General features: G+C 68.0%; 23 protein-coding genes and 2 pseudogenes. 20 read left to right on the forward strand and 5 right to left on the reverse strand.

Annotated features, from left to right (window positions below):
* The first annotated feature begins 4 nt into the window (after window positions 1-4).
* The 6 genes from LK409_RS21700 to LK409_RS21725 all read left to right on the forward strand — a co-directional run bounded on the left by LK409_RS21700 (window position 5) and on the right by LK409_RS21725 (window position 7129).
* Window positions 5-616, forward strand: a complete 612-nt coding sequence (locus tag LK409_RS21700; protein WP_010927375.1) for a DUF4390 domain-containing protein — start codon at window positions 5-7, stop codon at window positions 614-616.
* On the forward strand, window positions 613-2922 hold the full coding sequence (plrS, locus tag LK409_RS21705) for a two-component system sensor histidine kinase PlrS (protein ID WP_010927376.1): 2310 nt from the start codon (window positions 613-615) through the stop codon (window positions 2920-2922). Before LK409_RS21700 ends, plrS begins: the two co-directional genes overlap by 4 nt.
* A gap of 10 nt (window positions 2923-2932) precedes the next feature.
* Entirely contained in the window at window positions 2933-3622 is a 690-nt protein-coding gene (plrR, locus tag LK409_RS21710; protein WP_003807335.1) for a two-component system response regulator PlrR, read from the forward strand.
* Window positions 3619-4998, forward strand: a complete 1380-nt coding sequence (gene trkA, locus LK409_RS21715; RefSeq protein WP_003807336.1) for a Trk system potassium transporter TrkA — start codon at window positions 3619-3621, stop codon at window positions 4996-4998. Before plrR ends, trkA begins: the two co-directional genes overlap by 4 nt.
* 48 nt (window positions 4999-5046) lie before the next feature.
* Window positions 5047-6516 (forward strand): TrkH family potassium uptake protein, encoded by a 1470-nt coding sequence (locus LK409_RS21720; RefSeq protein WP_003807338.1) that lies wholly within the window; start codon window positions 5047-5049, stop codon window positions 6514-6516.
* Between the two features lie 145 nt (window positions 6517-6661).
* Complete coding sequence (locus LK409_RS21725) at window positions 6662-7129, forward strand: MarR family winged helix-turn-helix transcriptional regulator (protein ID WP_370448380.1); 468 nt, start codon at window positions 6662-6664, stop codon at window positions 7127-7129.
* Between the two features lie 7 nt (window positions 7130-7136).
* Here the strand turns inward: LK409_RS21725 and LK409_RS21730 are convergent, their stop codons facing one another.
* Window positions 7137-8132 (reverse strand): XdhC family protein, encoded by a 996-nt coding sequence (locus LK409_RS21730; RefSeq protein WP_010927377.1) that lies wholly within the window; start codon window positions 8130-8132, stop codon window positions 7137-7139.
* Window positions 8133-8214: 82 nt separating this feature from the next.
* Here LK409_RS21730 and LK409_RS21735 point away from each other — a divergent pair, with 82 nt between their 5' ends.
* From LK409_RS21735 to LK409_RS21760, 6 genes and pseudogenes are all read left to right on the forward strand, one after another.
* The gene (locus LK409_RS21735) at window positions 8215-8865 is read left to right on the forward strand and encodes a nucleotidyltransferase family protein (protein WP_010925749.1); all 651 of its coding nucleotides are present in this window, start codon (window positions 8215-8217) and stop codon (window positions 8863-8865) included.
* A gap of 322 nt (window positions 8866-9187) precedes the next feature.
* Window positions 9188-10150, forward strand: coding sequence for an amidohydrolase family protein (locus LK409_RS21740; RefSeq protein ID WP_010927378.1), 963 nt, complete (start codon window positions 9188-9190; stop codon window positions 10148-10150).
* A 25-nt stretch (window positions 10151-10175) separates the two neighbouring features.
* Window positions 10176-10928 (forward strand): annotated as a pseudogene (locus tag LK409_RS21745) (maleate cis-trans isomerase family protein).
* A 19-nt stretch (window positions 10929-10947) separates the two neighbouring features.
* Entirely contained in the window at window positions 10948-11769 is an 822-nt protein-coding gene (locus LK409_RS21750; protein WP_003807374.1) for an alpha/beta fold hydrolase, read from the forward strand.
* 27 nt (window positions 11770-11796) lie between these two features.
* The gene (locus LK409_RS21755) at window positions 11797-12828 is read left to right on the forward strand and encodes a M29 family metallopeptidase (protein ID WP_003810089.1); all 1032 of its coding nucleotides are present in this window, start codon (window positions 11797-11799) and stop codon (window positions 12826-12828) included.
* Window positions 12829-12843: 15 nt separating this feature from the next.
* Window positions 12844-13461: an isochorismatase family protein gene (locus LK409_RS21760; RefSeq protein ID WP_010927379.1), complete on the forward strand. Its 618-nt coding sequence runs from the start codon at window positions 12844-12846 to the stop codon at window positions 13459-13461.
* 114 nt (window positions 13462-13575) lie between these two features.
* Here LK409_RS21760 and LK409_RS21765 read toward each other — a convergent pair whose 3' ends face one another.
* The 4 genes from LK409_RS21765 to LK409_RS21780 are packed head-to-tail and all read right to left on the reverse strand — an operon-like array spanning window position 13576 to window position 17007.
* Window positions 13576-14091 (reverse strand): aromatic-ring-hydroxylating dioxygenase subunit beta, encoded by a 516-nt coding sequence (locus LK409_RS21765; RefSeq protein ID WP_003807379.1) that lies wholly within the window; start codon window positions 14089-14091, stop codon window positions 13576-13578.
* Window positions 14092-14105: 14 nt separating this feature from the next.
* A complete protein-coding gene (locus LK409_RS21770; RefSeq protein WP_010925750.1) occupies window positions 14106-15395 on the reverse strand; it encodes an aromatic ring-hydroxylating dioxygenase subunit alpha in 1290 nt (429 codons plus the stop codon).
* 35 nt (window positions 15396-15430) lie between these two features.
* Window positions 15431-16693, reverse strand: coding sequence for an NAD(P)/FAD-dependent oxidoreductase (locus LK409_RS21775; protein ID WP_010927380.1), 1263 nt, complete (start codon window positions 16691-16693; stop codon window positions 15431-15433).
* Window positions 16694-16695: 2 nt separating this feature from the next.
* The gene (locus tag LK409_RS21780; RefSeq protein WP_003807389.1) at window positions 16696-17007 is read right to left on the reverse strand and encodes a non-heme iron oxygenase ferredoxin subunit; all 312 of its coding nucleotides are present in this window, start codon (window positions 17005-17007) and stop codon (window positions 16696-16698) included.
* 469 nt (window positions 17008-17476) lie between these two features.
* Between LK409_RS21780 and LK409_RS21785 the strand changes: the two genes are divergently transcribed.
* From LK409_RS21785 to LK409_RS21820, 8 genes and pseudogenes are all read left to right on the forward strand, one after another.
* Entirely contained in the window at window positions 17477-18580 is a 1104-nt protein-coding gene (locus LK409_RS21785) for a TRAP transporter substrate-binding protein (protein WP_010927381.1), read from the forward strand.
* 29 nt (window positions 18581-18609) lie between these two features.
* Window positions 18610-20988, forward strand: coding sequence for a xanthine dehydrogenase family protein molybdopterin-binding subunit (locus LK409_RS21790; RefSeq protein ID WP_010925752.1), 2379 nt, complete (start codon window positions 18610-18612; stop codon window positions 20986-20988).
* On the forward strand, window positions 20985-21821 hold the full coding sequence (locus LK409_RS21795) for an FAD binding domain-containing protein (protein ID WP_010927382.1): 837 nt from the start codon (window positions 20985-20987) through the stop codon (window positions 21819-21821). Before LK409_RS21790 ends, LK409_RS21795 begins: the two co-directional genes overlap by 4 nt.
* Window positions 21818-23005, forward strand: coding sequence for a xanthine dehydrogenase family Fe-S subunit (locus tag LK409_RS21800; protein WP_010927383.1), 1188 nt, complete (start codon window positions 21818-21820; stop codon window positions 23003-23005). Before LK409_RS21795 ends, LK409_RS21800 begins: the two co-directional genes overlap by 4 nt.
* A gap of 34 nt (window positions 23006-23039) precedes the next feature.
* Window positions 23040-24068 (forward strand): annotated as a pseudogene (locus tag LK409_RS21805) (ABC transporter substrate-binding protein).
* Entirely contained in the window at window positions 24065-24853 is a 789-nt protein-coding gene (locus LK409_RS21810) for an ABC transporter ATP-binding protein (protein WP_003807399.1), read from the forward strand. Before LK409_RS21805 ends, LK409_RS21810 begins: the two are co-directional and overlap by 4 nt.
* Window positions 24850-25623 carry an ABC transporter permease gene (locus tag LK409_RS21815; protein WP_003807400.1) on the forward strand — a complete coding sequence of 258 codons (774 nt, stop codon included), beginning with the start codon at window positions 24850-24852 and terminating at the stop codon, window positions 25621-25623. The genes LK409_RS21810 and LK409_RS21815 overlap by 4 nt, the downstream gene beginning before the upstream one ends.
* A 39-nt stretch (window positions 25624-25662) precedes the next feature.
* Window positions 25663-26292, forward strand: a complete 630-nt coding sequence (locus LK409_RS21820; RefSeq protein WP_010927384.1) for a TRAP transporter small permease subunit — start codon at window positions 25663-25665, stop codon at window positions 26290-26292.
* Window position 26293: the final 1 nt, after the last annotated feature.

The following is a 26293-nucleotide window of genomic DNA, read 5'->3' on the forward strand; positions in this document are numbered from 1 at the left end:
GGTCATGCTGCTGCGCATTTGCCGTATGTCGATGATTCTTCGCCTATTTGTCGCGTTGTTGCTGGTATTTGGCTCGTTCTCGCCGATTACGAGCGGGCTTGCCCATGCCGCCGATCCGCACGTCCAGCGCATCGAGCCGCTGGTGCGCGACGGCAAGCTGGAGCTGAGCGCCGACATCCATTTCGAGCTCAACGACCAGCTGCGTGACGCGGCGCAGCGTGGCGTGCCGCTCTATTTCACCGCCGACCTGCAGATCACCCGGTCGCGCTGGTGGTGGTTCGATCACACGCTGGTCGACAAAAGCATTACCTGGCGCATCGCCTACAACGCGCTGACCCGCCAGTGGCGGGCCGGCGCGGGCGAACTCTCGCTGCCGGTCGCCTCGCTGGACGACGCCATGGACCTGGTGCGCCATATCCGCAACTGGGAAGTGGCCGATGCGTCCGAGTTCGACCCCGGCGTGCGTTATGGCGGCCAGCTGCGCGTGCGCCTGGATACCTCCCAACTGGCGCGGCCGTTGCAGGTCAACGCCCTCAACAGCAGCTCGTGGTCGCCGGCCACGCCGTGGGCGGAGTTCTCCTTCGCCCTGGCCGAGCCCGCGCGGGACCCCTCATGAGAATGTTTCTACGCCTTGCCCTGGTGGTCGGCGGCGTCAGCGGCCTGGCCCTGCTGGGCCTGCTGGCCTGGTCCACCGGCAATGCGTCACGCTTTGCGCGCTATTACGACACCCTGCTGATTCTCAACGGTATTTTCGCCTTCGCGCTGTTCGTCTGGGTGGTGGCGCTGACCGTGCGGCTGGCGCGCCAGATCCGCCGGCGCCAGTTCGGCGCCCGCCTGACGGCCCGTTTTGCGCTGGCCTTCGCCCTGATCGGGGTGGTGCCGGGCGCGCTGATCTACATCCTGTCGGTGCAGTTCATGTCGCGCTCGATCGAGTCGTGGTTCAACGTCCGCGTCGACAGCGCGCTGGAGTCGGGCCTGAATCTGGGCCGCGCCGCGCTCGACTCGCAGCTGGCCGACATGGATGTGCGCGCCCGCGCCATGGCGGCCGAGTTGAACAACATGTCCGATAACGACATTCCGCTGGCGCTGACGCGGCTGCGCGAGGCCAACGGGGCGCAGGAGGCCACCGTATTCACCGGCAGCGGGCGGATACTGGCCTTCTCCACCAATACCTATGGGCAGCTGCTGCCGCCCAGCCTGCCCGCCACCTTGCTGAACCAGCTGCGGCTGGCGCGCGGCTACTCGGCCGCCGAGGCCGACGACCCGGCGATTCCGGGCGCCGAGGGCGGCCTGCACCTGCGCGTGGTGATCCCGCTGTCGGCGCCGGCGCGCTTCGACGGCATCCTGGGCGGCTCGGCCGAGCCGCGCTGGCTGCAATTGATGCATGCCGTGCCAGACCAGATCGCCCATAACGCCAACCGGGTGCAGCAGGGCTTTCGCGACTACCAGGAGCTGGCGCTGTCGCGGCTGGGCCTGCGCAAGCTGTACGGCATCACCCTGACCCTGGCCCTGCTGCTGGCGGTGTTCGCCGCCATCGCGGTGGCGCTGTCGCTGTCCAAGCGGCTGGTGCGGCCCCTGCTGCGGCTGGCCGGCGGTACCCAGGCGGTGGGCGTGGGCGATTTCCGGCCGCTGCCCGAGCCGCCCGAACGCGACGAAGTCGGGCAACTGACCCGCTCGTTCAACGCCATGACGCGCCAGCTCGAGGAGGCGCGCCAGATGGTGGAAAGCAACCGGCGCCAGCTGGAGCGCTCCAACGTCTACCTGGAAAGCGTGCTGTCCAACCTGTCGTCCGGGGTGATCGCCTTCGACGAAGGGTTCCGCGTCACCACGGTCAACCAGGGCGCCCAGACCATTCTGCAGGCCGACCTGCGCTCGGTCATCGGCCGGTCGCTGGAAACCGTGGATGGCATGCTGGAGTTCGCCCAGGTGGTGCGCCAGGCCTTCGCGGCCCACGCGGCGGTGGGCTCGGAACGCCTGCACTGGCAGCAGCAGTTCGAGATCACCCCGGGGCTGGACGAAACCGGCGGGCAGCCGGTGACGCTGCTGGCGCGCGGCACCCACTTGCGCGTGGACGGCCGCGGCAACGGCTACCTGGTGGTGTTCGACGACATCACCGAGGTCATTTCGGCCAACCGTACCGTGGCCTGGGGCGAGGTGGCGCGCCGGCTGGCCCACGAAATCAAGAACCCGCTCACGCCGATCCAGCTGTCGGCCGAGCGCCTGGCCATGAAGCTGGCCGACCGGCTGCAGCCGGCCGACGCGCAGATGCTGATCCGCTCCACCAACACCATCGTCAACCAGGTGGGCTCGCTCAAGCAGATGGTCGACGACTTCCGCGAGTACGCCCGCATGCCGCCGGCTGTCATGCAGCGTATCGACCTCAATGCGCTGGTGGCCGACGTGCTGTCGCTGTATGGGTGGGATCCGGGCGACGGCGGCGGCCGCGGCGCGGCGCGCGTGCTCAACCTGGACGTCGAGCTGGCGCCTGGCCTGCCGGACATCGAGGGCGACCCGACCCAGCTGCGCCAGGTCATCCACAACCTGCTGTCCAACGCCCGCGACGCGGTCGCTGAGCAGGGCGGCGAGGGGCGCGTGAAGGTCACCACGCAGATCGTGCAAAGCGAGCAGCCCGACGGCGCGCAGCAGCGCGCGGTGCGTTTCACCGTGGCCGATACCGGGCCGGGCTTTCCGCCGCAGGTCATGCAGCGCGCCTTCGAGCCCTACGTGACGACCAAGGCGCACGGGACTGGGTTAGGATTAGCCATTGTGCGCAAGATCATTGAAGAACATGGCGGCCGCATCGATCTCGCCAATCGCAAGGAAGGGGGCGCGCGGATCTCCATATTGTTGACCCGCCTGGCTTTGCCGTCCGATACTATGGACGCGACCGCGCAAGAAAAGGATAATGCGGCTACGCAATAGGTGAGAGGTTATGGCCAGAATTCTGGTGGTCGACGACGAAGTTGGCATTCGCGAGCTGCTGTCCGAGATCCTATACGACGAGGGGCACACGGTCGAACTGGCCGAGAACGCGGCGCAGGCTCGCGCCGCGCGCTTGCGCATGCGCCCGGACCTGGTCCTGCTCGACATCTGGATGCCAGATACCGACGGCGTCAGTCTGCTCAAGGAGTGGGCGTCGCAGGGCTTGCTGGACATGCCGGTCATCATGATGAGCGGCCACGCCACCATCGACACGGCCGTCGAGGCGACCCGCATCGGCGCCATGGACTTTCTCGAAAAGCCCATTACGCTGCAGCGCCTGCTCAAGACCATCGAGGCCGGCCTGGCGCGCGGACGCGCGCCGCGCGCCGCGCCGCCGCTGGCGCATGCCGCCGCGACGCCGGTGGCCGTCGCGCTCGAGGACGAGCTCGACCCGCCGCAGCCATTCCAGGCTCCGGTCGAGGCGCCGGCCGCCTCCAACGGCCAGCTAGGCAGCATCTCGCTCGACCAGCCGCTGCGCGAGGCGCGCGACGAATTCGAGCGCATCTACTTCGAATACCACCTGGTGCGCGAGAATCACAGCATGACGCGCGTCTCCGAACGCACCGGCCTGGAGCGCACCCACCTGTACCGCAAGCTCAAGCAGCTGGGCATCGAATCCGCGCGCAAGCGAGGCACATGAAGATCCTCATCATGGGGGCGGGGCGCGTTGGCACCAGCGTGGCCGAAAACCTGGTGTCCGAGCAGAACGACATCACGGTCATCGACACCGACGTCGGCCAGTTGCGCTACCTGCAGGATCGCTTCGACCTGCGCGTGGTGCAGGGCGACGGCATCCAGGTATCGGTGCTGGAGTCGGCCGGCGCCGACGACACCGACCTGTTCATCGCCTGTGCGGCTTCCGACGCGGCCAACCTGGTGGCGTGCAAGATCGCGCGCGAAGTCTTCAACGTGCCGCGCCGCATCGCCCGCATCCGCATGCCCGAGTTCGCCGACCATCCCGAGCTGATGAGCGACGAGGGTTTCGCCATCGACGCGCTCATCAGCCCCGAGCGCAGCGTCACCACCTACCTGCACAGCCTGATCGAGTTTCCCGAGGCGCTGCAGGTGGTCGAATTCGCCGGCGGGCGCGTCAGCGTCATCACGGTCCGGGTGGGCCACGGCAGCCCCATGGCGCATCACCCGGTCGACGAACTGCGCGAGGTCTGGCCGGACGTCACGGCCCGCATCGTCGACGTGCTGCGCGACGGACGCCCGCTGCATGCCGGGACGGGCACGGTGGTGGCGCCGGGCGACGAGGTCGTGCTGGCCGTCGACACCCGGCACGCGCGGCGCGCCGTGCGCCAGCTGCGCGAGGCCGAGAAGACCGTGCACCGGGTCATGATCGCGGGCGGCGGCAACATCGGCCTGCGGCTGGCGCGCCAGCTGGCCGAGGAAGGCTACAGCGTGCGCATCATCGAGCACGATGCCAAGCGCTGCGAATACCTGGCCGCCGAACTGCCCGACAACGTACTGGTGCTGCATGGCAATGGCACCGACGAAGCGCTGCTCGAGCGCGAGAATATCGAGGACATGGACACCTGGCTGGCCCTGACCAGCGACGACGAGGACAACATCATGTCCTCGCTGCTGGCCAAGCGGCTGGGCGCGCGCAAGGTCATCGCCCTGATCAACCGGCAGGCGTATGGCGAACTCATGCAGGGCAGCCATATCGACGTGGCGGTTTCGCCGTCGCAGGCCACCATGAGCGAGCTGCTGCGGCATGTGCGGCGCGGCGACGTGGTGGCGGTGCACCGGCTGCGCCAGGGCGTGGCCGAGGCCCTGGAGGCTGTCGCCCATGGCGATCGGTCCACCTCGCGGGTGGTCGGCCGCGCGGTGGGCAAGATCGGGCTGCCCAAGGGCGCCAGCATCGGCGTGCTGGTGCGTGGCGACGAGATCATCGTTCCCGACGCCGACACCGAAATCCAGTCGGACGACCATGTCATCGTTTTCGTGCCCTCGCGCCGGCAGATGCCGCGCGTCGAGAAACTGTTCCAGGTGTCGGCCTCCTTTTTCTGAACCACGCGGCCGCGCTCGGGCGCCGGGCCATGACGTCGAGCGGTATTCATGAAGCGTTTGCTGGCGACCTTTTACGTGCTGGGCCTGACCATGGTGGTGTTCGCGCTCACCATGGTGATTCCGCTGGCGGTCGCCTACATCGGCCAGGACGCCGGCTTCACCGCCTTTCTCGAAGGTTTCCTGCTGGCGCTGGGCATCGGCGCGGGCACCTGGCTGGCGACCCGCCGCGGCCGCAGCGAACTGCACGCGCGCGACGGTTTCCTGCTGGTGTCCACCGTATGGGCCGCGCTGCCCGCGCTGGCGGCCATCCCGCTGCTGCTCTACTACGACGACGTGGGCATACCGCTGTCGTTCACCGATGCCTATTTCGAGGCCATGTCCGGCCTGACCACCACCGGCGCCACGGTGCTCAGCGGGCTCGACGCCCTGCCGGCCTCGATCAACCTGTGGCGCGCCACGCTGATCTGGATCGGCGGCATGGGCATCCTGGTGCTGGCGGTGGCCATCCTGCCCTTGCTGGGCGTGGGCGGACACCAGGTGGTGCGGGCCGAGACGCCCGGGCCCATGAAGGACGAGCGGCTCACGCCGCGCATCGCCAGCACCGCCAAGGCGCTGTACGCCGTGTATTTCGGTTTCTCCATGGTATGCCTGCTGGCCTATCGGGCCGTCGGCCTGTCGTGGTTCGACGCCTGGTGCCATATGGCCACGACCATGGGGCTGGGGGGGTTCTCGACTTATGACGATGGCTTCGCGCATTTCGACTCGCTGTCGGTCGAGCTGGTGGCCATCGTATTCATGACCATCTCGGGCATCAACTTCGCCACCCACTTCAACGCGCTGCGCCAGCGCAACTGGCGTGCCTACGTGGTGTGCCCGCAGACCATTCCGTACCTCACGATCATGCTGGGCGCGGGCCTGGTGATCTCCGTATTCCTCTATATCAAGGGCGTATACGGAGACCCCTGGGAGGCGTTGCGCTATGGCATGTTCAACACCATTTCGGTGGCCACCACGACCGGCTACGCCAATGTGGACTACGCGTCCTGGCCGCTGTTCGCGCCGCTGACCATGCTGTTGCTGTCGGCGTTCGTGACCTCGGCCGGCTCGACCGGCGGCGGCATCAAGATGATCCGCATCATCCTGCTGGTCAAGCAGGCGCGCAACGAGCTGGTCACCATGCTGCATCCCCACGCGGTCAGCCCGGTGCGCATCGGCTCGCGCGTGGTGGACCAGCGCGTCATGGCGTCGGTGCTCGCCTTCATGCTGGTGTACGGCCTGTCGGTGGGCGTGCTGAGCAGCCTGTTGCTGCTGTCAGGGCTGGACCTGATCACGGCCTTTTCTGCCGTCATGGCCATGATCAACAATACCGGACCGGGGCTGGGGCCGCTGGGGCCGATGGGCAATTTCTCGGTACTGAATGATTTCCAGACCTGGGTATGCACGTTCGCGATGCTGATCGGGCGTCTCGAATTGCTGACGGTGCTGGTGCTGTTCACGCCGCTGTTCTGGCGCAAATAGCGGCGCGCGCGGCCGCTGCCGGCGCGGTGGCGTACTATTCAGTGTACTCACTAAATTTGGCGTAAGGCCTTTCTCTCCCATGCCAGAACCAGACAAGCAAGCAACGAGAAAGAAGCGCACAACGTCCTCCCTGACGGACAGTACCGTGTTCGATCCTGCCAAGCAGGTGCTGTGGTCGCGTCCCGGGTACCTCGTGCGGCGCCTGAACCAGATCCACTACGCGCTGTTCTACGAAGAGTGCAAGACGCAGAACGTCACGCCGGTGCAGTATGGCGTGCTGACGGCCCTGTCGCTGAGCCCCTGGCTGGACCAGACCGCGATCGGCATGGAGCTGGGGCTGGACCGCACCACCACCGCCGACGTCATCAAGCGGCTGCAGGAGCGCGGGCTGGTCGAGCGCCGCGTCAACCCCAACGACAAGCGTTCGCGCCAGGCCGTGATCACGCAGGAAGGCCTGCGCATCATGGGGCTGCTGCAAGGCGGCATGGCGCGCGCGCAGCAACGGCTGCTCGAGCCCCTGTCGCCGCGCAACCGCGAAATCTTCATGAAGCTGCTGTCGACGCTGGTCGACGCCAACAATCAGTACAGCCGCACGGCGCTCAAGGCCATGTAGCCGGGCTTCAGCGCGCCGGCGCCAACGCCGCCGGCAATGGCGCGCCGGACGGTTCGCGATCGCCCAGGGTATTGCGCACCCAGACCAGTTCGGCGGCCACCGCCACGGCGATCTCGGCTGGCGTACGGCTGGCGATGGGCAGCCCGACCGGCCCGCGCAGCCGGGCGATGTCCTCGTCGCCCAGGTCGAACAGGCGCAGCCTTTCCCGCCGCTTTTCCTGGTTGGCGCGCGATCCCAGCGCGCCCACATAGAACGCGCGCGACTTCAACGCCTCGAGCAGCACCATGTCGTCCAGCTTGGGATCGTGGGTCAGCGCCACGATGGCGGTGCGTTCGTCGGTGCCGATCTCCAGCACGGTGTCATCCGGCATGGTGGTGACCAGCGTGGCGTGCGGCGCATGCCAGGCTGCGTGGAATTCCTCGCGCGGGTCGCACACGATCACCTGGAAATCCAGGGTGGCGGCAATGTCGGCCCGCACCTGCGCGGTCTGGTTGGCGCCGATGATGAGCAGGCGCCAGTGCGGGCCGTACACGGCACGGAACATGCGGCCGTCGAAATCCGGCCCTTCGGCCGGCGCGGCGGCTTCCAGCGCGGCCGCGCCGGTGTGCAGGTCGATCGTGCGGCGCACCAGGCGGTGTTCGGCAATCGCCTGCAGCACTTCGTCCAGCCAGGCATCGCGCGGCGCCAGCGGCTCGGCCACCAGGCGCAGCGTGCCGCCGCAGGGCAGGCCGAAGCGGGTGGCTTCGTCGCGCGTGACGCCGTAGGTCAGGCGTTCGGCGCGCTCGGGCAGGGTGCCGGCGCGCGCCCGCGCGATCAGGTCGTCTTCGATGCAGCCGCCCGACACCGAACCCACGACCTGGCCGTCGTCGCGCACCGCCAGCATGGCGCCCGCCTGGCGCGGCGCCGACCCCCAGGTCTGCACGACGGTGACAAGGTGCACGCGCCGGCCGCTGGCAAGCCAGTCGCGGGCGTGCTGCAATACATCCAGATCCAGGGCGTTCATGGGGCTACTCTACTCGCGGACGGGCGGCGCGGCCAGCAACGCGCCGGCCTGCGCCTGGAATTTACTCACTATACTGAATACTATGCCACGCGTCGATCATGGTTCTCCCCAGGCTGGTCCGCCCGCGCCCTGCGTGGGCATTTTGCTCGCGGGCGGCCAGGGCCGACGGTTCGCCGCCGCCTCCGGAGGGCAGGACAAACTCCTGGCCAGGCTGGCCGACGGCACGGCCGTGGCGGTGCGCGCCGCGGCGGCCTTGCGCGAGGCGACCGACGCCGTGGTGGCGGTGGTCAGGCCGGAAAGCGCCGTCCTGGCCGCATTGCTGCGCGGGCAGGGCTGCCATGTGCTGGAGAGCGAGCAGGCCCGCGAGGGCATGGGTGCCAGCCTGGCGGCGGCGGCCCGCTTCCTGCTGGCCGGGCAGGTTCCGGATATGCCGGAGCGGGCCGATGTCTGCCTGGTGGCGCTGGCCGATATGCCATGGGTGCGGCGCGATACGCTGTCGGCCGTGCGCGCGGCGGCGTGTGCCGATGGCATAACGGTGCCGGTTCACCAGGGGCGGCGCGGCCATCCGGTGGCGTTCGGGCGGTCGCTGTGGGGCGAGCTGGCGGCGCTGCGCGGCGACGTCGGCGCGCGGGAGTTGCTGCGGCGCCACCGCGTCGCCGCGGTCGAGGTGGATGACCCGGGCGTGGCGGCGGACGTGGATACGCCAGGGGACCTGGCGGGCGATCGCGCCTGAGCGGCGCTGGCCCGGGTGTTGCGGGGCCGGCTCAGGGTTGCCCCTAGGAGGCGTAGATTTTTCTTTTAATTGTCAGTATGCTGACTATAAAATCAGTGTACTGATATAAGTGCCGCCGTGGGCGGCCGGATGCCGCGGGCCGCTGGCCGGGCGCGTAAAGTCCCGCATGGCAAGGGTTTCGGCGCGTCCCGCGAGACGGCGCGCATGCCTCGATCGCAAAGCCTGGCGGTGCGGACTTGATTCCATATAGTCAGTATGCTGATTAAAAAGGACGGCCTGGAAACCGCGCCTTCACCCGACTCACCATCCAGGGAGCAGACGTATGACAAAAGTGCGCAAGATCGCCTTCGAGGAGCATTTCACGGCGGTCGGCTTTGGCGATTACTCCAAGGCATTCGTACAGCATCTCGATCCGGGCTTTGCCGCCGAACTGGGCGCGCGCCTGACCGACTTCGGCGCGGGGCGCCTGGCCGAAATGGACGCCGCCGGCATCGACTATGCGATCCTGTCGCAGACAGGCCCGGGCGTGCAGGGCGAGCCCGACGCCGCCGTGGCCTTGCGCCGCGCGCGCGAGAACAACGATTTCCTGGCCGAACGCATTGCCCGGCATCCGGACCGCTTCGGCGGATTCGCGGCCCTGCCCATGCACGATCCCAAGACCGCCGCCGCCGAACTGACGCGCGCGGTGCGCGAGCTGGGCTTCAAGGGCTCGCTGGTCAATGGCCACACCAACGGCGTGTATTACGACAACCCCGCCTACGATGCATTCTGGGAGCAGATGCAGGAGCTGGACGTGCCGCTGTACCTGCATCCGTTCGACGCCTACGTGCTGCCGCATGCCTACAAGGGCCATCCGGAACTGGCCGGCGCGACCTGGGGCTGGGGCGTGGAAACCGGCACGCACGCGCTGCGGCTGCTGTTCGGCGGCGTGTTCGACCGTTTCCCGAAGCTGAAGATCATCCTGGGACACATGGGCGAAGGCCTGCCGTTCCAGCGCTGGCGCTTCGACAGCCGTTTCGCCGCCTACCCGTATGGCGTCAAGCTGCAGCGCGCGCCGTCCGAGTACATCGGCTCCAATATCCTGATCACGACTTCGGGCGTCTGTTCCCACCCGACGCTGGTCGGCGCGATCGCCGAGATGGGCGCCGAGGCCGTGATGTTCTCGATCGATTATCCGTACGAGTCGACCGCGCTGGCGGTCGAGTTCATCGAATCCGCGCCGTTGGATGCGGCGACGCGCGAGCTGGTCTGCTACGGCAACGCCGCGCGCCTGTTCAAACTGTGACGCCCCTGTCTTGGAGAAACGAGTGATGCAGAAGACCTACCGCATTGGCCAGATCGTGCCGAGTTCGAATACGACGATGGAGACGGAGATTCCGGCGATGCTGCTGGCGCGCCAGTAGATTCGTGGTGAGCGTTTCACCTTTCATTCGAGCCGGATGCGGATGAAGAAGGTGGTCAAGGAGGAGCTGGCGGCGATGGACGCGGAGTCGGATCGGTGCGCGGTGGAGCTGAGCGATGCGCGGGTGGACGTGCTGGGCTATGCGTGCCTGGTGGCGATCATGGCGATGGGCCGGGGGTATCACCGCCAGTCGCAGGCGCGGCTGACGGCGCACACGGCGGCCAATGGGGGCGAGGCGCCGGTGATCACCAGCGCGGGGGCGCTGGTCGATGGGTTGAAGGTGATGGGGGCGAAGAAGATCGCGGTGGTGGCGCCGTACATGAAGCCGCTGACCGAGCTGGTGGTGGACTACATCGGGAACGAGGGCTACGAGGTGGTGGATTACCGGGCGCTGGAGATTGCGGACAACCTGGAGGTGGGACGCCATGATGCGGGGCGGCTGCCGGAGATCGTGGCGGGGCTGGATTACCGCGAGGCGGACGTGATCGTGCTGTCGGCGTGCGTGCAGATGCCGTCGCTGGGGGCGATTGCGAAGGTGGAGGCGCAGACGGGCAAGCCGGTGGTGACGGCGGCGGTGGCCACGACGTACGCGATGCTCAAGGCGCTGGGTCTGGAGGCGGTGGTGCCCGGTGCGGGCGCGCTGCTGTCGGGCGCGTACTGAGCCGGGGGAGGAGCGAGCGATGAGCAATTTTCGGTATGGCGGCAACGTGCAGGCCAACGGGATCCGGCAGCACTACCTGCGCTATGGGGGCGAGCGGGCCGGTCGCGATCCGGTGATCATCGTGCCGGGGATCACCAGCCCGGCGGTGACCTGGGGGTTCGTGGGCGAGCGTTTTGGCGAGCAGTTCGACACCTACATCCTGGATGTGCGCGGGCGGGGGCTGTCGCAGTCGGGGCCGCAGCTGGACTATGGCCTGGATGCGCAGGCCGAGGACCTGCTGGCGTTTGCGCGCGCGCTGGGGCTGTCGCGCTACAGCGTGGTGGGCCATTCGATGGGCGCGCGCATCGGGATCCGTGCGGCGCGCACGGGCGAGGCGGGGCTGGCGCGGTTGGCGATGGTGGATCCGCCGGTGTCGGGGCCGGGCCGGCGGGCGTATCCGTCGAAGCTGCCGTGGTACGTGGACTCGATGGCGCAGGCGCGCCAGGGGATGACGGGCGAGCAGATGAAGGCGTACTGCCCGAGCTGGACGGCCGAGCAGCTGCAGCTGCGCGCCGAGTGGCTGCACACGTGCGAGGAGCGGGCGGTGATCGCCAGCTTCGAGGGGTTTCACGAGGACGACGTGCACGCGGACCTGCCGCGGGTGCGGGCGGCGCGGCTGCTGATGACGGCCGAGCGCGGCGAGGTGGTGCTCGATGCGGACGTGGCCGAGATCGAGGCGCTGGCGCCGGGCACGGCGCACGTGCGGGTGGCGGGCGCGGGGCACATGATTCCGTGGGACAACGAGGAAGGTTTTTACGCGGCGTTCGGGGATTTTCTGGGCGCGCGCCTGCGGGCGGGCTGAGGCCGCGATGACACAAGGAGAGTGGCGATGCCGGTGAGCGATTACGAGATGATCCGGGCCTGGACGCAGGTGCTGAGCCTGTCCAGGCTGCAGGCGGGGCAGACGGTGACGGTGCTGACCAGCGCGGCCACGCACCCGCAGACGCTGGGCACGGCGCTGGTGGCGGCGCAGTCGCTGGGGGCGGTGGTCAATCGGCTGGACCTGCCGCCGGTCAATGGGGAGAAGGCGCTCAGCCGCGACGCGCTGGCGTACCTGGGGACCACGCCGCTGACGGGCAACAAGGCGGCGATCGCGATGCTCAAGGCCAGCGACCTGGTGCTGGACCTGATGACGCTGCTGTTCTCGCCCGAGCAGCACGAGATCCTGCAGGGGGGCACGAAGATTTTGCTGGCGGTCGAGCCGCCGGAGGTGCTGGCGCGGCTGGTGCCCACCGAGGGGGACCGGCAGCGGGTCAAGGCGGCGGCGGAGCGGATCGCGGGGGCGCGCGAGATGACGGTGGAGTCGGAGGCGGGCACGCGGCTGCGCTGCGGGCTGGGGGAGTTTCCGGCGATCAGCGAGTACGGCTACGTGGACGAGCCGGGGCGGTGGGACCACTGGCCCAGCGGGTTTGCGCTGACCTGGCCCGACGAGGGCTCGGCCAACGGCACGATCGTGATCGACCGGGGCGACATTTTGCTGCCGCAGAAGTCGTACGTGAGCGAGCCCATCGTGCTGACGGTGGAAAACGGCTACGCGACGCGCATCGAAGGGGGGCTGGATGCGGAGCTGCTGCGCGAGTACGTGGCCACGTTCAAGGACCCGCAGGCGTACGCGATCTCGCACATCGGCTGGGGCCTGCAGCCGCGGGCGAGCTGGACCACGCTGGGGCTGTACGACCGGGAGGCGACCATCGGCATGGATGCGCGGGCCTACGAGGGCAATTTCCTGTTCTCGCTGGGGCCGAACAACGAGGCGGGGGGCAGCCGCACGACGGCCTGCCATATCGACATTCCGCTGCGCCGCTGCACGGTGCGCCTGGACGGGCGCGAAGTGGTGCGCGAGGGCAAGGTACTGGACTGAGGAAGGGGCAGGGACATGGGCAATGATCTGGGCAGCTACGAGCGCCAGGGGTTCGGGGCGGCGCTGCTGTTGAAGGCGCCGTACGGGCTGCTGATCGTGGACTTCGTCAACGGGTTCGCGGACCCGGCGCAGTTTGGCGGGGGCAACATCGCGGCGGCGATCGAGACCACGCGCACGGTGCTGGCGGCCGCGCGCGAGCGGGGCTGGGCGGTGGCGCACAGCCGCATCGTGTATGCCGATGACGACGCCGACGGCAACATTTTCAGCATCAAGGTGCCGGGGATGCTCACGCTCAAGGAGCACGCGCCGGCCAGCGCGATCGTGCCGCAGCTCGCGCCGCAGGCCGGCGAGTACGTGGTGCGCAAGAGCACGCCGTCGGCGTTCTACGGGACGATGCTGGCGGCGTGGCTGGCGCAGCGCGGGGTGCAGACGCTGCTGGTGGCCGGGGCGACCACCAGCGGGTGCGTGCGCGCCAGCGTGGTCGACGCGATGTCGGCGGGTTTTCGGCCGCTGGTGCTGTCCGATTGCGTGGGCGATCGCGCGCTGGGCCCGCACGAGGCCAACCTGTTCGACATGCGCCAGAAATACGCCGCCGTGATGACGCATGACGAGGCGCTGGCAAAGACAAAGTGACACACCCAGGTGCCTGTCCCCGCACGGGGGACAGGCACCTGCCGAATCCCGGGTGCCTGTCCTTCCCGTGGGGACAGGCTCCCGCCAACGGGGAGGAGCCCTCCCCCCCGCCGCCTACACCGGATAAACCAGGTCGTTGGCCAGGATGGCGGTGTCGTAGATGACCTGGCGTTCCTGCAGCTTGAGGGCGCCGTTTTCGCGCACGAAGCGGTCGTGGTAGCTGCCGGCCAGGTGCAGGGTGGTGGGGCCCTCGACCAGGGTCTGCATCAGCAGGAAAGTGCTGGATGCGGCGATCTCGCCGTCTGGCGTTTCGCTGGTGACGCGGGTGTTGCTCACCATATGCAGCATATAGCGCGGCGCGAACATCTGCGTGCGCGAAATCGCCACGGCGCGGTCGTGCATCATGTCGCGGCCTTCGGCATAAACCAGGCCCACCGGCAGGTTCAGCTCGGCATTCTCGCGCGCCGTCACGCGGTACAGCGCGGTTTCGGTGAAGAAATCCGGCCATGATTCGACCTGGCCGCCATCCAGCGCGGCGCAGTAGTCGGCGTTGAACTCTTCGACCTCCAGCTTCAGCGCGATGGCGCGGGCGGGGTCGATCGTACGGGGAGGGAAGAACGTCTGGCTCATTGTGCTGTCCTGATTCAGAAGCCCATGACTTCGCGGTAGTAGCTGTACATCGAACGGATGGCCGCTTCGGAAATCAGCGTGTTCGAGGTGCCCTGCTTGCCCGACTCCAGCTTGATCACGTTGACGTCGGTGCTGGCGCGGCGCACGCCCTCCTGCACGAATTTCATGGCTTCGTTGTCCTCCAGGCCGAGGAAGCCCGCCGGGCCCATCAGGTTGCCCTGGCGCAGGCGGTGGCGCTGCATCTCCTCGGTGTCGTCCTCGTACCCGAACATGGTCCATTGCATGATCATGCTGTCGGGGCCGTTGGGGATGATGTGGCGCACGCCCAGGGTGTTCATTTCGCGCTGCACGATCAGGTTGGGCCAGATGGTCTGCATCGTCACCGACCAGGGCGAGTCGAATTCCTTGATGAATTCCAGGAAGCGGTCGTCGCGCAGGCGCAGGCCATCGTGGAACGACCGCATTTCCTTCTTGTTCTCTTCGCTGACGGTGGCGTACTTGTCCTCGCTCTTGGCCGAGGCCATGGTGCCGTGGCGCCCATGGACCGAGTCGACCAGCATGGCGGACTTGTTGCCGGCCACCAGCAGGCCGAACACCACCAGGAAGGAGTGCAGCAGCGTGGCGTGGTACGGGTCCTTCAGGTTCTCGTGGTACATCTTCCAGTTGCAGGGCAACTCGTTGCGGTAGTAGCCGAGGATCTTCAGCTTCTTGCCGGGGAAGACGGCGTCGAAATCGGCCAGGATCTCGGGCGTGAGGTATTCCGCGATCGGTTCGACTTCACTGCTGTAGGAGGCGAATACCACGCCGTTGCGCGTGGTCACGTGCAGGCGGCGCAGGCCGTGCTCGTCGTTCTTGAAATCCTTGGGCATGCCGCCTTCGCGGTTGACGCCACGCTTGAACGGGATGCCTTGCAGGTTGCCCTTCAGATCGTACGACCACTGGTGGTAGGGGCAGACGAATTCCTTGGCGTTGCCCTGGTTGTGGCGACAGAACTCGGCGCCACGGTGCGCGCAGCGGTTCTCGAACACGTTGATCGAGCCGTCCTCGGCGCGCGACACCACGACGGGCGTGGCGCCCACGTACGAGCGCTTGTAGTCGCCGGCATTGGGGAGCTCGGCTTCCAGGGCGACGAAATTCCACGTCTTGCCGTGGAAGATCTTTTCCAGCTCCTGCTCGTAGACCGCGTTGTTCGTGTAGACCCAGTCGGGGATGAAGTGCAGGGCGTCCTGCGGCCACGCGCATTCCGACAGCGGGGCGTCCTTAGCCGCCAGAGTACGGCCGATGACGGTTTGGGATTGGTACATGGAGACAGCTCCTGTGTGGGCGTTATCGAGTGCGGTCAGGCTACGGCGACGGCGGCCTGCCAGGCCTTGACCAGGGGTTTGAGCGCTTCGGCCGGATCGGCCAGGCGGTGCGGATCGACGGGGATGCCGCGTTCGAACAGCACCCGCAGCTGGCGCAGGTCGCCGCCCGCGTTGACGGCGATGCCATGGCAGGGCACGCCATCGCGCAAGCCGATCCACAGCACGCGCGGCGCGGCCTGTGGGTCCGTTTGCGGGCGGCATACATAGCGCAGGCCGGGTTGCGGCAAGCCCAGGATCTGGATGTTGCAGCCGTACTGGTCGGTCCAGAACCACGGATAGGGTTCGGCGGCGGGCGCCAGGCCCAGCATGGCCGTGGCCGCCGCGCGCGCCTGTTCGTTGGCGTTCTGCCACGATTCGAAGCGCGCGGCCGTGCCCAGGCAGGCGCGCGGCTGGCTGGCGCAGTCTCCGGCCGCATAGACATGGGGGTCGGCCGTGCGCGCCTGCGCGTCGACGCAAATCCCGCCGTTGTCGTCCAGCGGCAGGCCGGCCTGCCGCGCCAGCGTGACCTCGGGCGCCAGGCCGATACTGACCACGATCAGGTCGGCGTTCACCTGCGTGCCGTCGGCCAGGGTGATGGCATAGGGCGGGCCGTCGCCGATGGCGGCGATCGCGCCGCCCAGGCGCAGGTCGACGCCGCTGGCGCGCACGCGTTCGGCCAGCCAGTCCGACACGATGGCCGGCAGGGCGCGCTCGAGCAGGCGGGACCCGTTTTCGATCACAGTGACCTCGGCGCCCAGCTCGCGGGCGGTGGAGGCCACTTCCAAGCCCAGAAAGCCGCCGCCGATGACGGCCGCGCGCACGCCCGGGCGCAGCGCCGCGCGCAGGTCCAGGGCGTCATTCAGCGTGCGGATATAGTGCACGCCGGCGCGTCCGCGCGGCAGGGCCGGCAATTCGCGCGCATGGCCGCCGGTGGCCAGCAGGCAGCGGTCGTATGGCAGCGTGCGCCCGTCGGCCAGCCGCACCGTGCGCGCGATCGGATCGAGTGCGGCGACCGCCGTCTCGGTAAGCAGCGCGATGTCGTTCTCGGCATAGAAGCCGGCGGGGTGCACGGCGGCCTCGGCATGCGTGGCCGTGCCCTGCAAGACCGCCTTGGACAGCGGCGGGCGTTCGTAGGGCGGGTGGGCCTCCTGGCCGATCAGGGTCAGTCCGCCGCGATAGCCCAGCTGCCGCAGGCTGGCCGCGGCGACCGCGTCGGCCTGGCCCGCGCCCACGATCACGATGGATTGGATCTCGTCCATGATCAGGCTTGCAGATCGACGTAGATGTCGTCGTTCTCGATCTTGAGCGGATAGATGCGGATGTCGGCCGTCGCCGGCGCGCACATGGCCTTGCCGGTCTTGATGTCGAACCTGGCCTGGTGCAGCGGGCATTCGATGCAGCCATCCTCCAGATAGCCGTCGGACAGCAGGGCATAGGCGTGGGTACAGACATTGTCCGAAGCGAAGTATTCGCCTTCGCTGCGATACAGGGCCAATTTCGCCTCGCCGGCGGTAACAGGCATGACCTCGTCGTCCTCGAGTTGGTCGGTAGTCGCGATCTTGATCCAGTTCATGGCTAAATGTTCAGTGTGCTGAGTAAGTATGCGCAGTGTACTTCCTATAAAACGGAAATTTATCCTAGGGATTTCCCTGGTCGCGCCACCCGGCCGCGGGGCTGGCCGGCCCGCCCCGGCGGGCGCGCGCCGATCGCGCGCCAAGCCGCGCCATTGCTGGACTTGCCGCTCGGCGCACCGGCCCGCGAAAACGCGGACGCGAGCCTGGCAGGAACACCGGGGAAAACCTCGTTGACACTCAAAAACACTATCAGTATGCTGAATAAAACGTCAGCATACTTACTTTTTTTCGGTGCGTTTCAGGCGGCCGAAGCGGGCATGCGGGCAAGTCGTTCCAAACCGGGCTTCAGCTCCCGGATGTAGTTGGCGGTACCACCCGGCGCGCCGGCGGCCGGGATTCCCCGGACACGGCCGGCCGTGTCCAGACAAGCAGATATTCGCATTCGATTCGACAGCTCAGGAGCAAGTCATGCAACGACGCCGTTTTCTCGCACAAGCCGCCGGCGCTGCCGGCGCCGGCCTGGCCGCGGTGGGCATGCCCGCCATGGCGCAGGCCAACCCGACCGTCCGCTGGCGCATGTCGACCAGCTGGCCCAAGAGCCTGGACACGATCTACGGCTCGGCCGACGAGCTGTGCAAGCGCGTCGGCCAGCTGACCGACGGCAAGTTCGAGATCCGCGCATTTCCCGGCGGTGAACTGGTTCCTTCCGCGCAGAACATGGACGCGGTCAGCAACGGCACCGTGGAATGCAACCATGTGCTGAGCACGATGTACATCGGCAAGAACACGGCGCTGACGTTCGATACCGGCCTGTCGTTCGGCCTGAACGCGCGCCAGCACAACGCCTGGATCCACTACGGCGGGGGGTTGCAGCAGCTGCGCGAGCTGTATAAGAAATACAACATCGTCAACCACGTCTGTGGCAACGTGGGTGTGCAGATGGGCGGCTGGTATCGCAAGGAAATCAAGTCCACCGCCGATCTCAATGGCCTGAACATGCGTATCGGCGGCATCGGCGGCATGGTGCTGTCCAAGCTGGGAGTGGTGCCGCAACAGATTCCGCCGGGCGACATCTACCCCGCGCTGGAGAAGGGCACCATCGACGCGGCCGAGTGGATCGGGCCGTACGACGATGAAAAGCTGGGCTTCAACAAGGTGGCGCCCTACTACTACTCGCCGGGCTGGTTCGAAGGCAGCGCCTCGATCACCTCCATGGTCAACGACAAGGCCTGGGAAGCGCTGCCGCCGGCCTACCAGGCGGCGTTCGAGGCCGCCTGTGGCGAGCAGAGCATGAGAATGCTGTCGAACTACGACGCCCGCAATCCCCTGGCGCTGCGCAAGCTGATCGCCGGCGGCGCCAAGGTCAGTTTCTTCCCCAAGGAAGTCATGGACGCGGTATACAAGGCATCACAGCAACTGTGGACCGAGCTGTCGGAAAAGAATCCCGACTTCAAGGCCATTTATCCCGGCTGGAAGAAATTCCAGGAAGACGAGGCGGGCTGGTTCCGCGTCGCCGAGAACGCGTTGGACAACTACACCTTCGCGGCCGTGGCGCGGGCGCAGGCCAAGTAATCGACGTCATTCAGTTTCAAAGGGCAGTCATGACGACAGAACATACCGGCGCCGAGGTTGGCGCCGGTTCACGGCAAGGAGTCGGGGCGCGCGTTCCCCGCAAGGAGGACGCGCGCCATCTGCATGGCAAGGGCAACTTCGTGGCCGACATGGCCATGCCCGGGCTGTGCGAGGTGGCATTCCTGCGCAGTCCGCTGGCGCATGCGCGCATTACCGATGTACGGGTGCCCGAGAGCGTGCGCGACAAGGTCGTGCTGCGCTCGATGATGGGCGATGCGCGCGATATCGCGGCCGATTCGACCCTGCCGACCTACCAGCCCTCGGTTCAGCCGCCGCTGGCCAGCGGCAAGGTGCGCTTCGTCGGCGAGCCGGTGGCCATGACGTTCGCGCCGACGCGCGCCGAGGCGGAAGACCATGCCGAGCTGGTGGAAGTCGATTATGACGACCTGCCGGTCTATGCCGACGTGGCCAGCGCGCAGCAGGCCACGTCGGACCTGGTGCACGAGCACTGGCGCGACAACGTGTTCGTCACCTTGAACGCCGACCGCGACTTCGACGAACATGCCGCGCGCGCCGAGGTGGTGGTCAAGCGCAAGATCGACCTGGCGCGGCAATGCATGGTTCCCATGGAAGGCAAGGCGGTGCTGGCCTACTGGGACCACCAGGCCGACCAGCTGGTGGTGATCAGCGCCACGCAAGTGCCGCACATGATACGCAGCGTGCTGGCCCAGTGCCTGGACCTCGAACAGGGCCGCGTGCGGGTGGTGTCGCCCGACGTGGGCGGCGCGTTCGGCTACAAGTGCGTGCTGCAGCAGGAAGAGCTCTGTGTGGCCTGGCTGGCCAAGACCTACAAGCGCCCGTTCCGCTTCATCGAGGACCGTCGTGAACACCTGACGGCCGGCGCCAATTCGCGCGAACACCATTACGAAATGACCGCCTATGCGGACAAGCGCGGCAAGCTGCTGGCGCTGGACGCCCGGATCACGATAGACGGCGGTGCCTATTCGGTGTGGCCCTTCACCATCGGGCTCGAGCCTGGCCAGGCGGTCGGCAACCTGCCCGGGCCCTATGGCTTTCGCGGCTACCGCTGCGAGACGCGCTGCGTGGCCACCAACAAGCCCGGCTTCGTGCCATATCGCGGCGTGGCGCGTACCGGCGTGTGCTTCGCCATCGAGCTGACGATGGACGCCGTGGCGCGCGAAGTGGGCCGCGAGCCTTGGGAAGTGCGCCTGGAGAACCTGGTGCAACCCGAGCAGATGCCTTACGTCAATGTGACCAACAAGCACTTCGACAGCGGCGACTACCCGGCCAGCCTGCGCAAGGCGCTGGAGATGATAGACATCGACGGCGTGCGGACCCGCCAGGCCCGCGGCGAGGCAGACGGCCGGCGCATCGGCGTGGGCGTGGCCACCTATACCGAGCAGGCCGCGCACGGCACCTCGGTATTCGCCGCCTGGGGCACGCCCGTGATTCCGGGCTTCGACCAGGCGACGGTGCGCGTGACGCCCGATGGCGGGCTGGAAGTGCGCGTGGGCGTGCATTCGCACGGCCAGGGCATGGAAACCACCTTCGCCCAGATCGCCCATGAGATTCTCGGCATCGACGTGGCGCGCATCAAGGTGCTGCATGGCGATACCGGCCAGACGCCGTTCTCCACCGGCACCTACGCATCGCGCTCGCTGGTCATGTCCGGCGGCGCGGTGTCGCAGGCATGCAAGCGCCTGCTGCCGCGCATGCGGCACATCGCCGCGCACATGCTGGGCGTGGCCGACGACGCGGTGACGCTGCAGGACGGCATCTACCGGGCCGGCGAGAAATCGGTCGCCACCGGCGACGTTGCCGACGCCTGGTACCTGCGGCCGCAATTGCTGCCGCCCGACGTGGACCCGGCGGGCCTGGAAGTGAACGTGGGCTACAAGCCCAAGGTCGACACCGGCTGCTTCACCTACGCCAGCCACGCCGCCGTGGTGGCGGTGGACCCGGACACCGGCGCGGTCGAGATACTGGATTACGTGGTCGTCGAGGATTGCGGCACCATGATCAACCCCATGGTCGTGGAAGGCCAGACCATAGGCGGCATCGCGCAGGGCATCGGCACCGCGTTCTACGAAGAGACGCCCTACGACGCCAATGGCCAGCCGCTGGCCTCGACGCTGGCCGACTATATGCTGCCCGGCCCGACCGAGGTGCCCAACATGCGCCTGCACCATTTCGAGACGCCGTCGCCGCATACGGAATTCGGCGCCAAGGGCATGGGCGAGGGCGGTGCGATCGCGCCGCCCGCGGTGCTGTTCAACGCAGTCAACGATGCGCTGCGCGGCCTGGGCGCCGCCGAGCTGTCGCGCACCCCGCTGACGCCGATCCGCGTGCTGCAGGCCATTGCGCAAGGCGCCGGGGAGGCAGCATGAAAGCGGCGCAGTTCGAATATTTCCGCGCCGAGTCGACGCAGCAGGCGCTGCAGTGGCTGCGGCAGCACGACGGCCGCGCCAAGCTGATGGCCGGCGGCCAGTCGCTGGGCCCGATGCTGAATCTGCGCCTGGCGCGTCCACCGGTGGTGATCGACATCTCGGGGGTGCCGGCGCTGCGCGAGGTTGGCGAGCGCGGCGGCCGGGTGCGCGTGGGGGCCGCGGTCACCCACGCCGAGATCGAGGACGGCGTGCATGCGGCGCTGCGCGGCTCGGCCTTGCAGCAGGTGGCGACGGGCATCGCCTATCGCGCCATCCGCAACCGCGGCACGGTCGGCGGCAGCCTGGCGCACGCCGATCCGGCGGCTGACTGGGTGCTGACCATGGTGGCGCTGGGCGCCGACATCGAGATCGCCGGCGTGGACGGCGAGCGCATGGTGCCGGCCGAATCCTTCATGCAGGGCGCCTACACCACGGTGGTGGGCGAGGGCGAATTGATCGCCGCGGTGCACGTACCGGCCATGACCGATGGCGCGCGCTGGGGCTACTACAAGTTCTGCCGCAAGACCGGCGAGTTCGCCGAGGCCAGTTGCGCGGCCTGGTTCGAGCCCGCGCGGCGGGTGGCACGCATCGCGGTGGGCGCGCTCGACGGCGCGCCCTGCCTGCTGCCGGGGCTGGCCGACGCCGTGGCGCGCCAGGGCGCGGCCGTGCTGCAGGCCGAGCGGATCGATGAAGCGGTGGCGCAGGCCATGCCCGGCAAGGATGCCCTGCATCGCAAATTGCATGCAACCGCCGTGGCGCGCTGCCTGAAGCAGGCGCTGGGCGTACAGGAATGACGATGGTTCAAGTAACGTTGGAAGTCAACGGCAGGCAGGTGGCCCACGAGGCGCCGCCGCGCATGCACCTGGGCGATTTTCTGCGCGACCAGGCGCGCCTGACGGGCACCCACCTGGGCTGCGAGCATGGCGTATGCGGCGCCTGTACCGTGCTGGTCGACGGCCAGCCGGTCCGTTCGTGCATCACCTATGCGGTGGCGTGCGAAGGCCGCCAGGTGACCACCATCGAAGGCTATGACGGCGATCCGGTCATGGCGCGCCTGCGCGCCGCCTTCACCAAGTACCATGCGCTGCAATGCGGCTATTGCACCCCGGGCATGCTGACGACGTCGCGCGACATCGTGTTGCGCCTGCCCGATGCCGACGAAGCGCGCGTGCGCGTGGAACTGTCGGGCAACCTGTGCCGCTGTACCGGCTACATGGGCATCGTGGGCGCCGTGATGTCGGTGCTGCGCGACCTGCGCGAGCAACCCGACGCGGCCGTGCAGGCCTTGCGCGCGGCCGCGGCCGACGGGCGCCTGCCGGCGCCGCGCGGCGAGCAGCCCATCGCTTTCCAGCCTTTCACGCCCAGCGCGCCGGCGGCGGCCCAGGCGGCGCCACGGCCGGCCGCGGCCGCCAGTCCGGCCAGCGGCAAGGGCAACCAGATCGTCGACGCGTTCACCGTGCCGTTTCCCGCGGCCGAGGTGTGGGCCTTCATGGTGGACCTGCCGGCCGTGGCGGCCTGCCTGCCGGGCGCGGTCATCGAGGAGACCGACGGCCAGCGTGTCAAGGGCAAGATCGCCATCAAGTTCGGCCCCATGGCTGCCGCGTTCAACGGCGCCGCTCGCCTGGAGCGCGACGAAGAGGCCATGCGCGCGGTTTTTCGCGGCGCCGGCCAGGATTCGCTGAGCCAGTCGCGCGCCACCGGCGATATTGCCTACCAGGTCGAGGCGGTGTCCGAGAATGAGACGCGCGTCAAGGTGGATCTGCAGTACGCCCTGCAGGGGCCGCTGGCGCAGTTCTCGCGCTCGGGCCTGGTGCAGGATTTCGTGCGGCGCATGATCGCCGATTTCGGCAAGAACGTGACGGCGCGCCTGCGCCAGCCTGGCGGCGAGGCGTTGCCGCAGGCGCAGTTCAACCCGGTGGCGATGTTCTTCAGCGTGTTGTGGATGCGGGTCAAGCGCTGGTTCGGCCGCGGCGGCTGAACGGCGCGCCGGCGTCGCGCGCGATTCCAGGGGGATGGAGATGCAGAAGGCAATCGGGAAGTGGTGGCGCCGGGCCATGGGCGGTATCGCCCTGCTGGCGGCGGCGGGCACGGCCGGCGCGCAGGCGCCGGAGCCGTTGCGGGTGCGGCTGGACTGGACGCCCTGGGGCGTGCAGGCGGCTTTCCACCTGGCGCAGCAGAAGGGCTGGTACAAGCAGGCGGGCCTGGACGTCACGCTGGAGGACGGCAACGGTTCGGTCACGACGGTGCAGATCGTGGGCGGCAGCGACCGCTTCGACCTGGGGCACGCCGCCCTGGCGTCCATGATGATCGCGCGCGACAAGGGCCTGCCGGTCAAGGCGGTGGCCGTGTTCGCGCGCCACAGCGACATCGGCCTGCTGGTGCCGGCCGATTCCGGCATCGCCGGGCCGGAGCAGCTCAAGGGACGCAAGGTGGCCTACACCGCAGGCTCGCTCGAAGCGCCGTTCATCGACGCGTTCCTGGCGCGCGGCAAGCTGAAGAAAAGCGATCTGGAGCTGATCAACGTCGATGCCGCCAGCAAGGCCTCCACCTATGCGGTGGGCCGTGCCGACGCGGCATTCTCGACCATTCCGTTCTTCCTGCCCGTGGTATAGCAGAACCGCCCGTCGCGGGCCGTGCGCTTTGCCGACTTCGGCCTGGACATGCCCAGCTTCGGGCTGTTCGCCAGCGAAGACAAGCTGCGCGAGCGCGGCGAGGCCATCGGGCGCTTTGCCAGCGTCAGCGCGCGCGCCTGGGAATACATCTACGCCGGCCACGAGGACGAGGCCGTGTCAGCCATCCTGGCGCAGCGGCCGCAGGCGCGTCTGGACCGCGCGGTGTTGCGCGGCCAGATCGATGCCTTGCGCGGCTACTTCGGCCTGGCGGCCGGCCAGCGCGTGGGCGCGCCGGTGCCGGCCGACTGGGAGCAGGCGGTCAGGACGCTGTCCTCGGTGGGCCTGGTGCGAGCCGACGCCAAGGCGGCCGATTTCTACGTGCCGGACCTGGTCCGGCCGCAACGCTACGACGCGCTGGTGAAACCGTGAGCGTGGCGGCTGTCAGCGCGGCCGGGGTGCGCAAGAAGTACCCCGGCGAACGCGGCGTGCAGGCGCTGGAAACCATTTCGGTCGATGTGCCGGCGGGCCGTTTCGTGAGCATTCTTGGCCCCAGCGGTTGCGGCAAAAGTACCTTCCTGCGCTGCGTGGCCGGCCTGGAGACGATCAGCGAGGGCGAACTGCGCGTGGCCGGCCAGCCCGTCAAGGGGCCGCCGGACGGCATAGGCATGGTGTTCCAGCGCGACGCCCTGCTTGAATGGCGCAACATTCGCCGCAACATCCTGCTGCCGGTGGAATTCGCCGGCAAGCCGGTGGCGCGCTACCGCGACAAGGTCGACGCGCTGCTGCGGCTGACGGGCCTGGCGGCGTTCGCCGACAACTATCCACGCGAGCTGTCCGGCGGCATGCGCCAGCGCGCCGCCATCTGCCGCGCGCTGGTCGACGACCCGGCGCTGCTGCTGATGGACGAGCCGTTCGGCGCGCTGGACGCCCTGACGCGCGACCAGATGAATGTGGAACTGCAGCGCATCTGGATGGAAACGCGCAACACCGTGATGTTCGTCACGCACGGCATCGCCGAGGCGGTGTTCCTGGGCGACGAAGTGATGGTGTTCTCGCCGCGTCCCGGACGGGTGCTCGAGACCATCCGCATCGACCTGCCGCGCCCGCGGCCGCTGGCGGTGCGCGAGACGGCCGAGTTCGGCCGCTATGTGCGCCATATACGCGGCCTGTTCGAGCAGATGGGCCTGATCGACGAGGGAGGGCGTGCGCCATGACAGCCACGGGTCGCAAATGCCTGCATGCGGCAGCGGGCGCCGTATCGCTGGCGGTGTTCCTGCTGTTGTGGGAAGGGCTGGGGCGGGCGCTGGAGGTGCGCCCCATCATGCTGCCGCTGCCTTCGCAGATAGCGCTGGAGCTGGCCGCGGAATGGCGCTGGTACGCCGACCAGGCCTGGTACACGCTGATGACCACCGTGGCCGGCTTCGCGGTCGCGGTGGTGGGCGGCGTGCTGATCGCCGTGATGCTGGTCAGTTCGCGCTGGTGCGAGAGCTTCCTGTATCCGCTGATCGTGGCGCTCAACAGCGTGCCCAAGGTGGCGATCGCGCCGCTCTTTGTCATCTGGCTGGGCACCGGCGCCGAGCCCAAGATCGCCATCGCCTTCCTGATCGCCGTGTTCGCCGTCATCGTCGACACCGTGCACGGCCTGAAGTCGGTGCCGCAGGACGTGCTGGACCTGGGCCGCGTGCTCAAGGGGTCGCGGCGCGATTTCTTCTTCAAGGTACGCCTGCCTGGCGCCCTGCCGTCCATCGTGACCGGCATGAAGGTCGCCGTGTCGCTGGCGCTGGTGGGCGCCATCGTCGGCGAGTTCGTTTCCTCGCAGCGCGGGCTGGGCTACGTGATCATGAGCGCGCAAGGCACCTTCGACACCGTGCGCGTGTTCGCGGCCCTGACGGTGCTGGCGGTCATGGGCATGGCCCTGTTCGCGCTGCTGGTGTGGTTCGAGCGCAAGGCCACGCCGTGGCGCACGCCCGTCGAAGGCCATTGAGCCGGTTTTCCATACCTACATATTCATATCGGGGAATACATGCGGGCATTACTCGCCTTATCGCGCGGCATAGACGCGCTGAACCTGCGGGTCGGCCGGGCCGTGACATGGGTCACCTTGCTGGTGGTGCTGGTCAGCGCCGGCAACGCCGTGGTGCGCAAGGTGTTTCATAGCAGTTCGAACGCCTGGCTGGAACTGCAGTGGTACATGTTCGGCGCGATGTTCCTGCTGACCGCGGGCTACACGCTGCTGAAGAACGAGCACGTGCGGGTGGACATTCTGTCCTCGCGGCTGCCGCGCCACAAGCAGATCTGGATCGAGATCTTCGGGGTGGTGTTTTTTCTGCTGTCGGCGTGCATCCTGATCATGGTTCTGTCGTGGCCGGTGTTCATGGATTCGTACCTGAGCGGCGAGCAGTCGTCGAACTCTGGTGGGCTGATCCGCTGGCCGGTCAAGCTGTTGATTCCGGTGGGGTTTGCGCTGCTGGTGCTGGCGGGGCTGTCGCACCTGATCAAGTGCATCGGGTTCTTGCGCGGGCAGTGTCCGGACCCGACCGCGCGCGATGGCAGCAAGAGCGCCGAGGAGCTGCTGGCCGAGGAGATAGCCCGCGAAGCGCTGGAGCGCGAGGCGAGCGTGCAAGAACAACGTAATAACCACGAAGGCCGCTGAT

The organism is Bordetella parapertussis (assembly GCF_020735925.1).
In the GTDB taxonomy this organism is placed as follows: domain Bacteria; phylum Pseudomonadota; class Gammaproteobacteria; order Burkholderiales; family Burkholderiaceae_B; genus Bordetella; species Bordetella pertussis.

Coding starts and splice junctions, on each gene's coding strand:
- LK409_RS21765 (WP_003807379.1), bottom strand. CDS start 14,091: ATGAGCCAGACGTTCTTCCCTCCCCGTACGATCGACCCCGCCCGCGCC.
- LK409_RS21700 (WP_010927375.1), top strand. CDS start 5: ATGCTGCTGCGCATTTGCCGTATGTCGATGATTCTTCGCCTATTTGTC.
- LK409_RS21790 (WP_010925752.1), top strand. CDS start 18,610: ATGACGACAGAACATACCGGCGCCGAGGTTGGCGCCGGTTCACGGCAA.
- LK409_RS21780 (WP_003807389.1), bottom strand. CDS start 17,007: ATGAACTGGATCAAGATCGCGACTACCGACCAACTCGAGGACGACGAG.
- LK409_RS21795 (WP_010927382.1), top strand. CDS start 20,985: ATGAAAGCGGCGCAGTTCGAATATTTCCGCGCCGAGTCGACGCAGCAG.
- LK409_RS21800 (WP_010927383.1), top strand. CDS start 21,818: ATGACGATGGTTCAAGTAACGTTGGAAGTCAACGGCAGGCAGGTGGCC.
- LK409_RS21720 (WP_003807338.1), top strand. CDS start 5,047: ATGAAGCGTTTGCTGGCGACCTTTTACGTGCTGGGCCTGACCATGGTG.
- plrR (WP_003807335.1), top strand. CDS start 2,933: ATGGCCAGAATTCTGGTGGTCGACGACGAAGTTGGCATTCGCGAGCTG.
- LK409_RS21775 (WP_010927380.1), bottom strand. CDS start 16,693: ATGGACGAGATCCAATCCATCGTGATCGTGGGCGCGGGCCAGGCCGAC.
- LK409_RS21735 (WP_010925749.1), top strand. CDS start 8,215: ATGCCACGCGTCGATCATGGTTCTCCCCAGGCTGGTCCGCCCGCGCCC.
- LK409_RS21770 (WP_010925750.1), bottom strand. CDS start 15,395: ATGTACCAATCCCAAACCGTCATCGGCCGTACTCTGGCGGCTAAGGAC.
- LK409_RS21730 (WP_010927377.1), bottom strand. CDS start 8,132: ATGAACGCCCTGGATCTGGATGTATTGCAGCACGCCCGCGACTGGCTT.
- LK409_RS21750 (WP_003807374.1), top strand. CDS start 10,948: ATGAGCAATTTTCGGTATGGCGGCAACGTGCAGGCCAACGGGATCCGG.
- LK409_RS21785 (WP_010927381.1), top strand. CDS start 17,477: ATGCAACGACGCCGTTTTCTCGCACAAGCCGCCGGCGCTGCCGGCGCC.
- plrS (WP_010927376.1), top strand. CDS start 613: ATGAGAATGTTTCTACGCCTTGCCCTGGTGGTCGGCGGCGTCAGCGGC.
- LK409_RS21740 (WP_010927378.1), top strand. CDS start 9,188: ATGACAAAAGTGCGCAAGATCGCCTTCGAGGAGCATTTCACGGCGGTC.
- LK409_RS21760 (WP_010927379.1), top strand. CDS start 12,844: ATGGGCAATGATCTGGGCAGCTACGAGCGCCAGGGGTTCGGGGCGGCG.
- LK409_RS21820 (WP_010927384.1), top strand. CDS start 25,663: ATGCGGGCATTACTCGCCTTATCGCGCGGCATAGACGCGCTGAACCTG.
- LK409_RS21815 (WP_003807400.1), top strand. CDS start 24,850: ATGACAGCCACGGGTCGCAAATGCCTGCATGCGGCAGCGGGCGCCGTA.
- LK409_RS21755 (WP_003810089.1), top strand. CDS start 11,797: ATGCCGGTGAGCGATTACGAGATGATCCGGGCCTGGACGCAGGTGCTG.
- trkA (WP_003807336.1), top strand. CDS start 3,619: ATGAAGATCCTCATCATGGGGGCGGGGCGCGTTGGCACCAGCGTGGCC.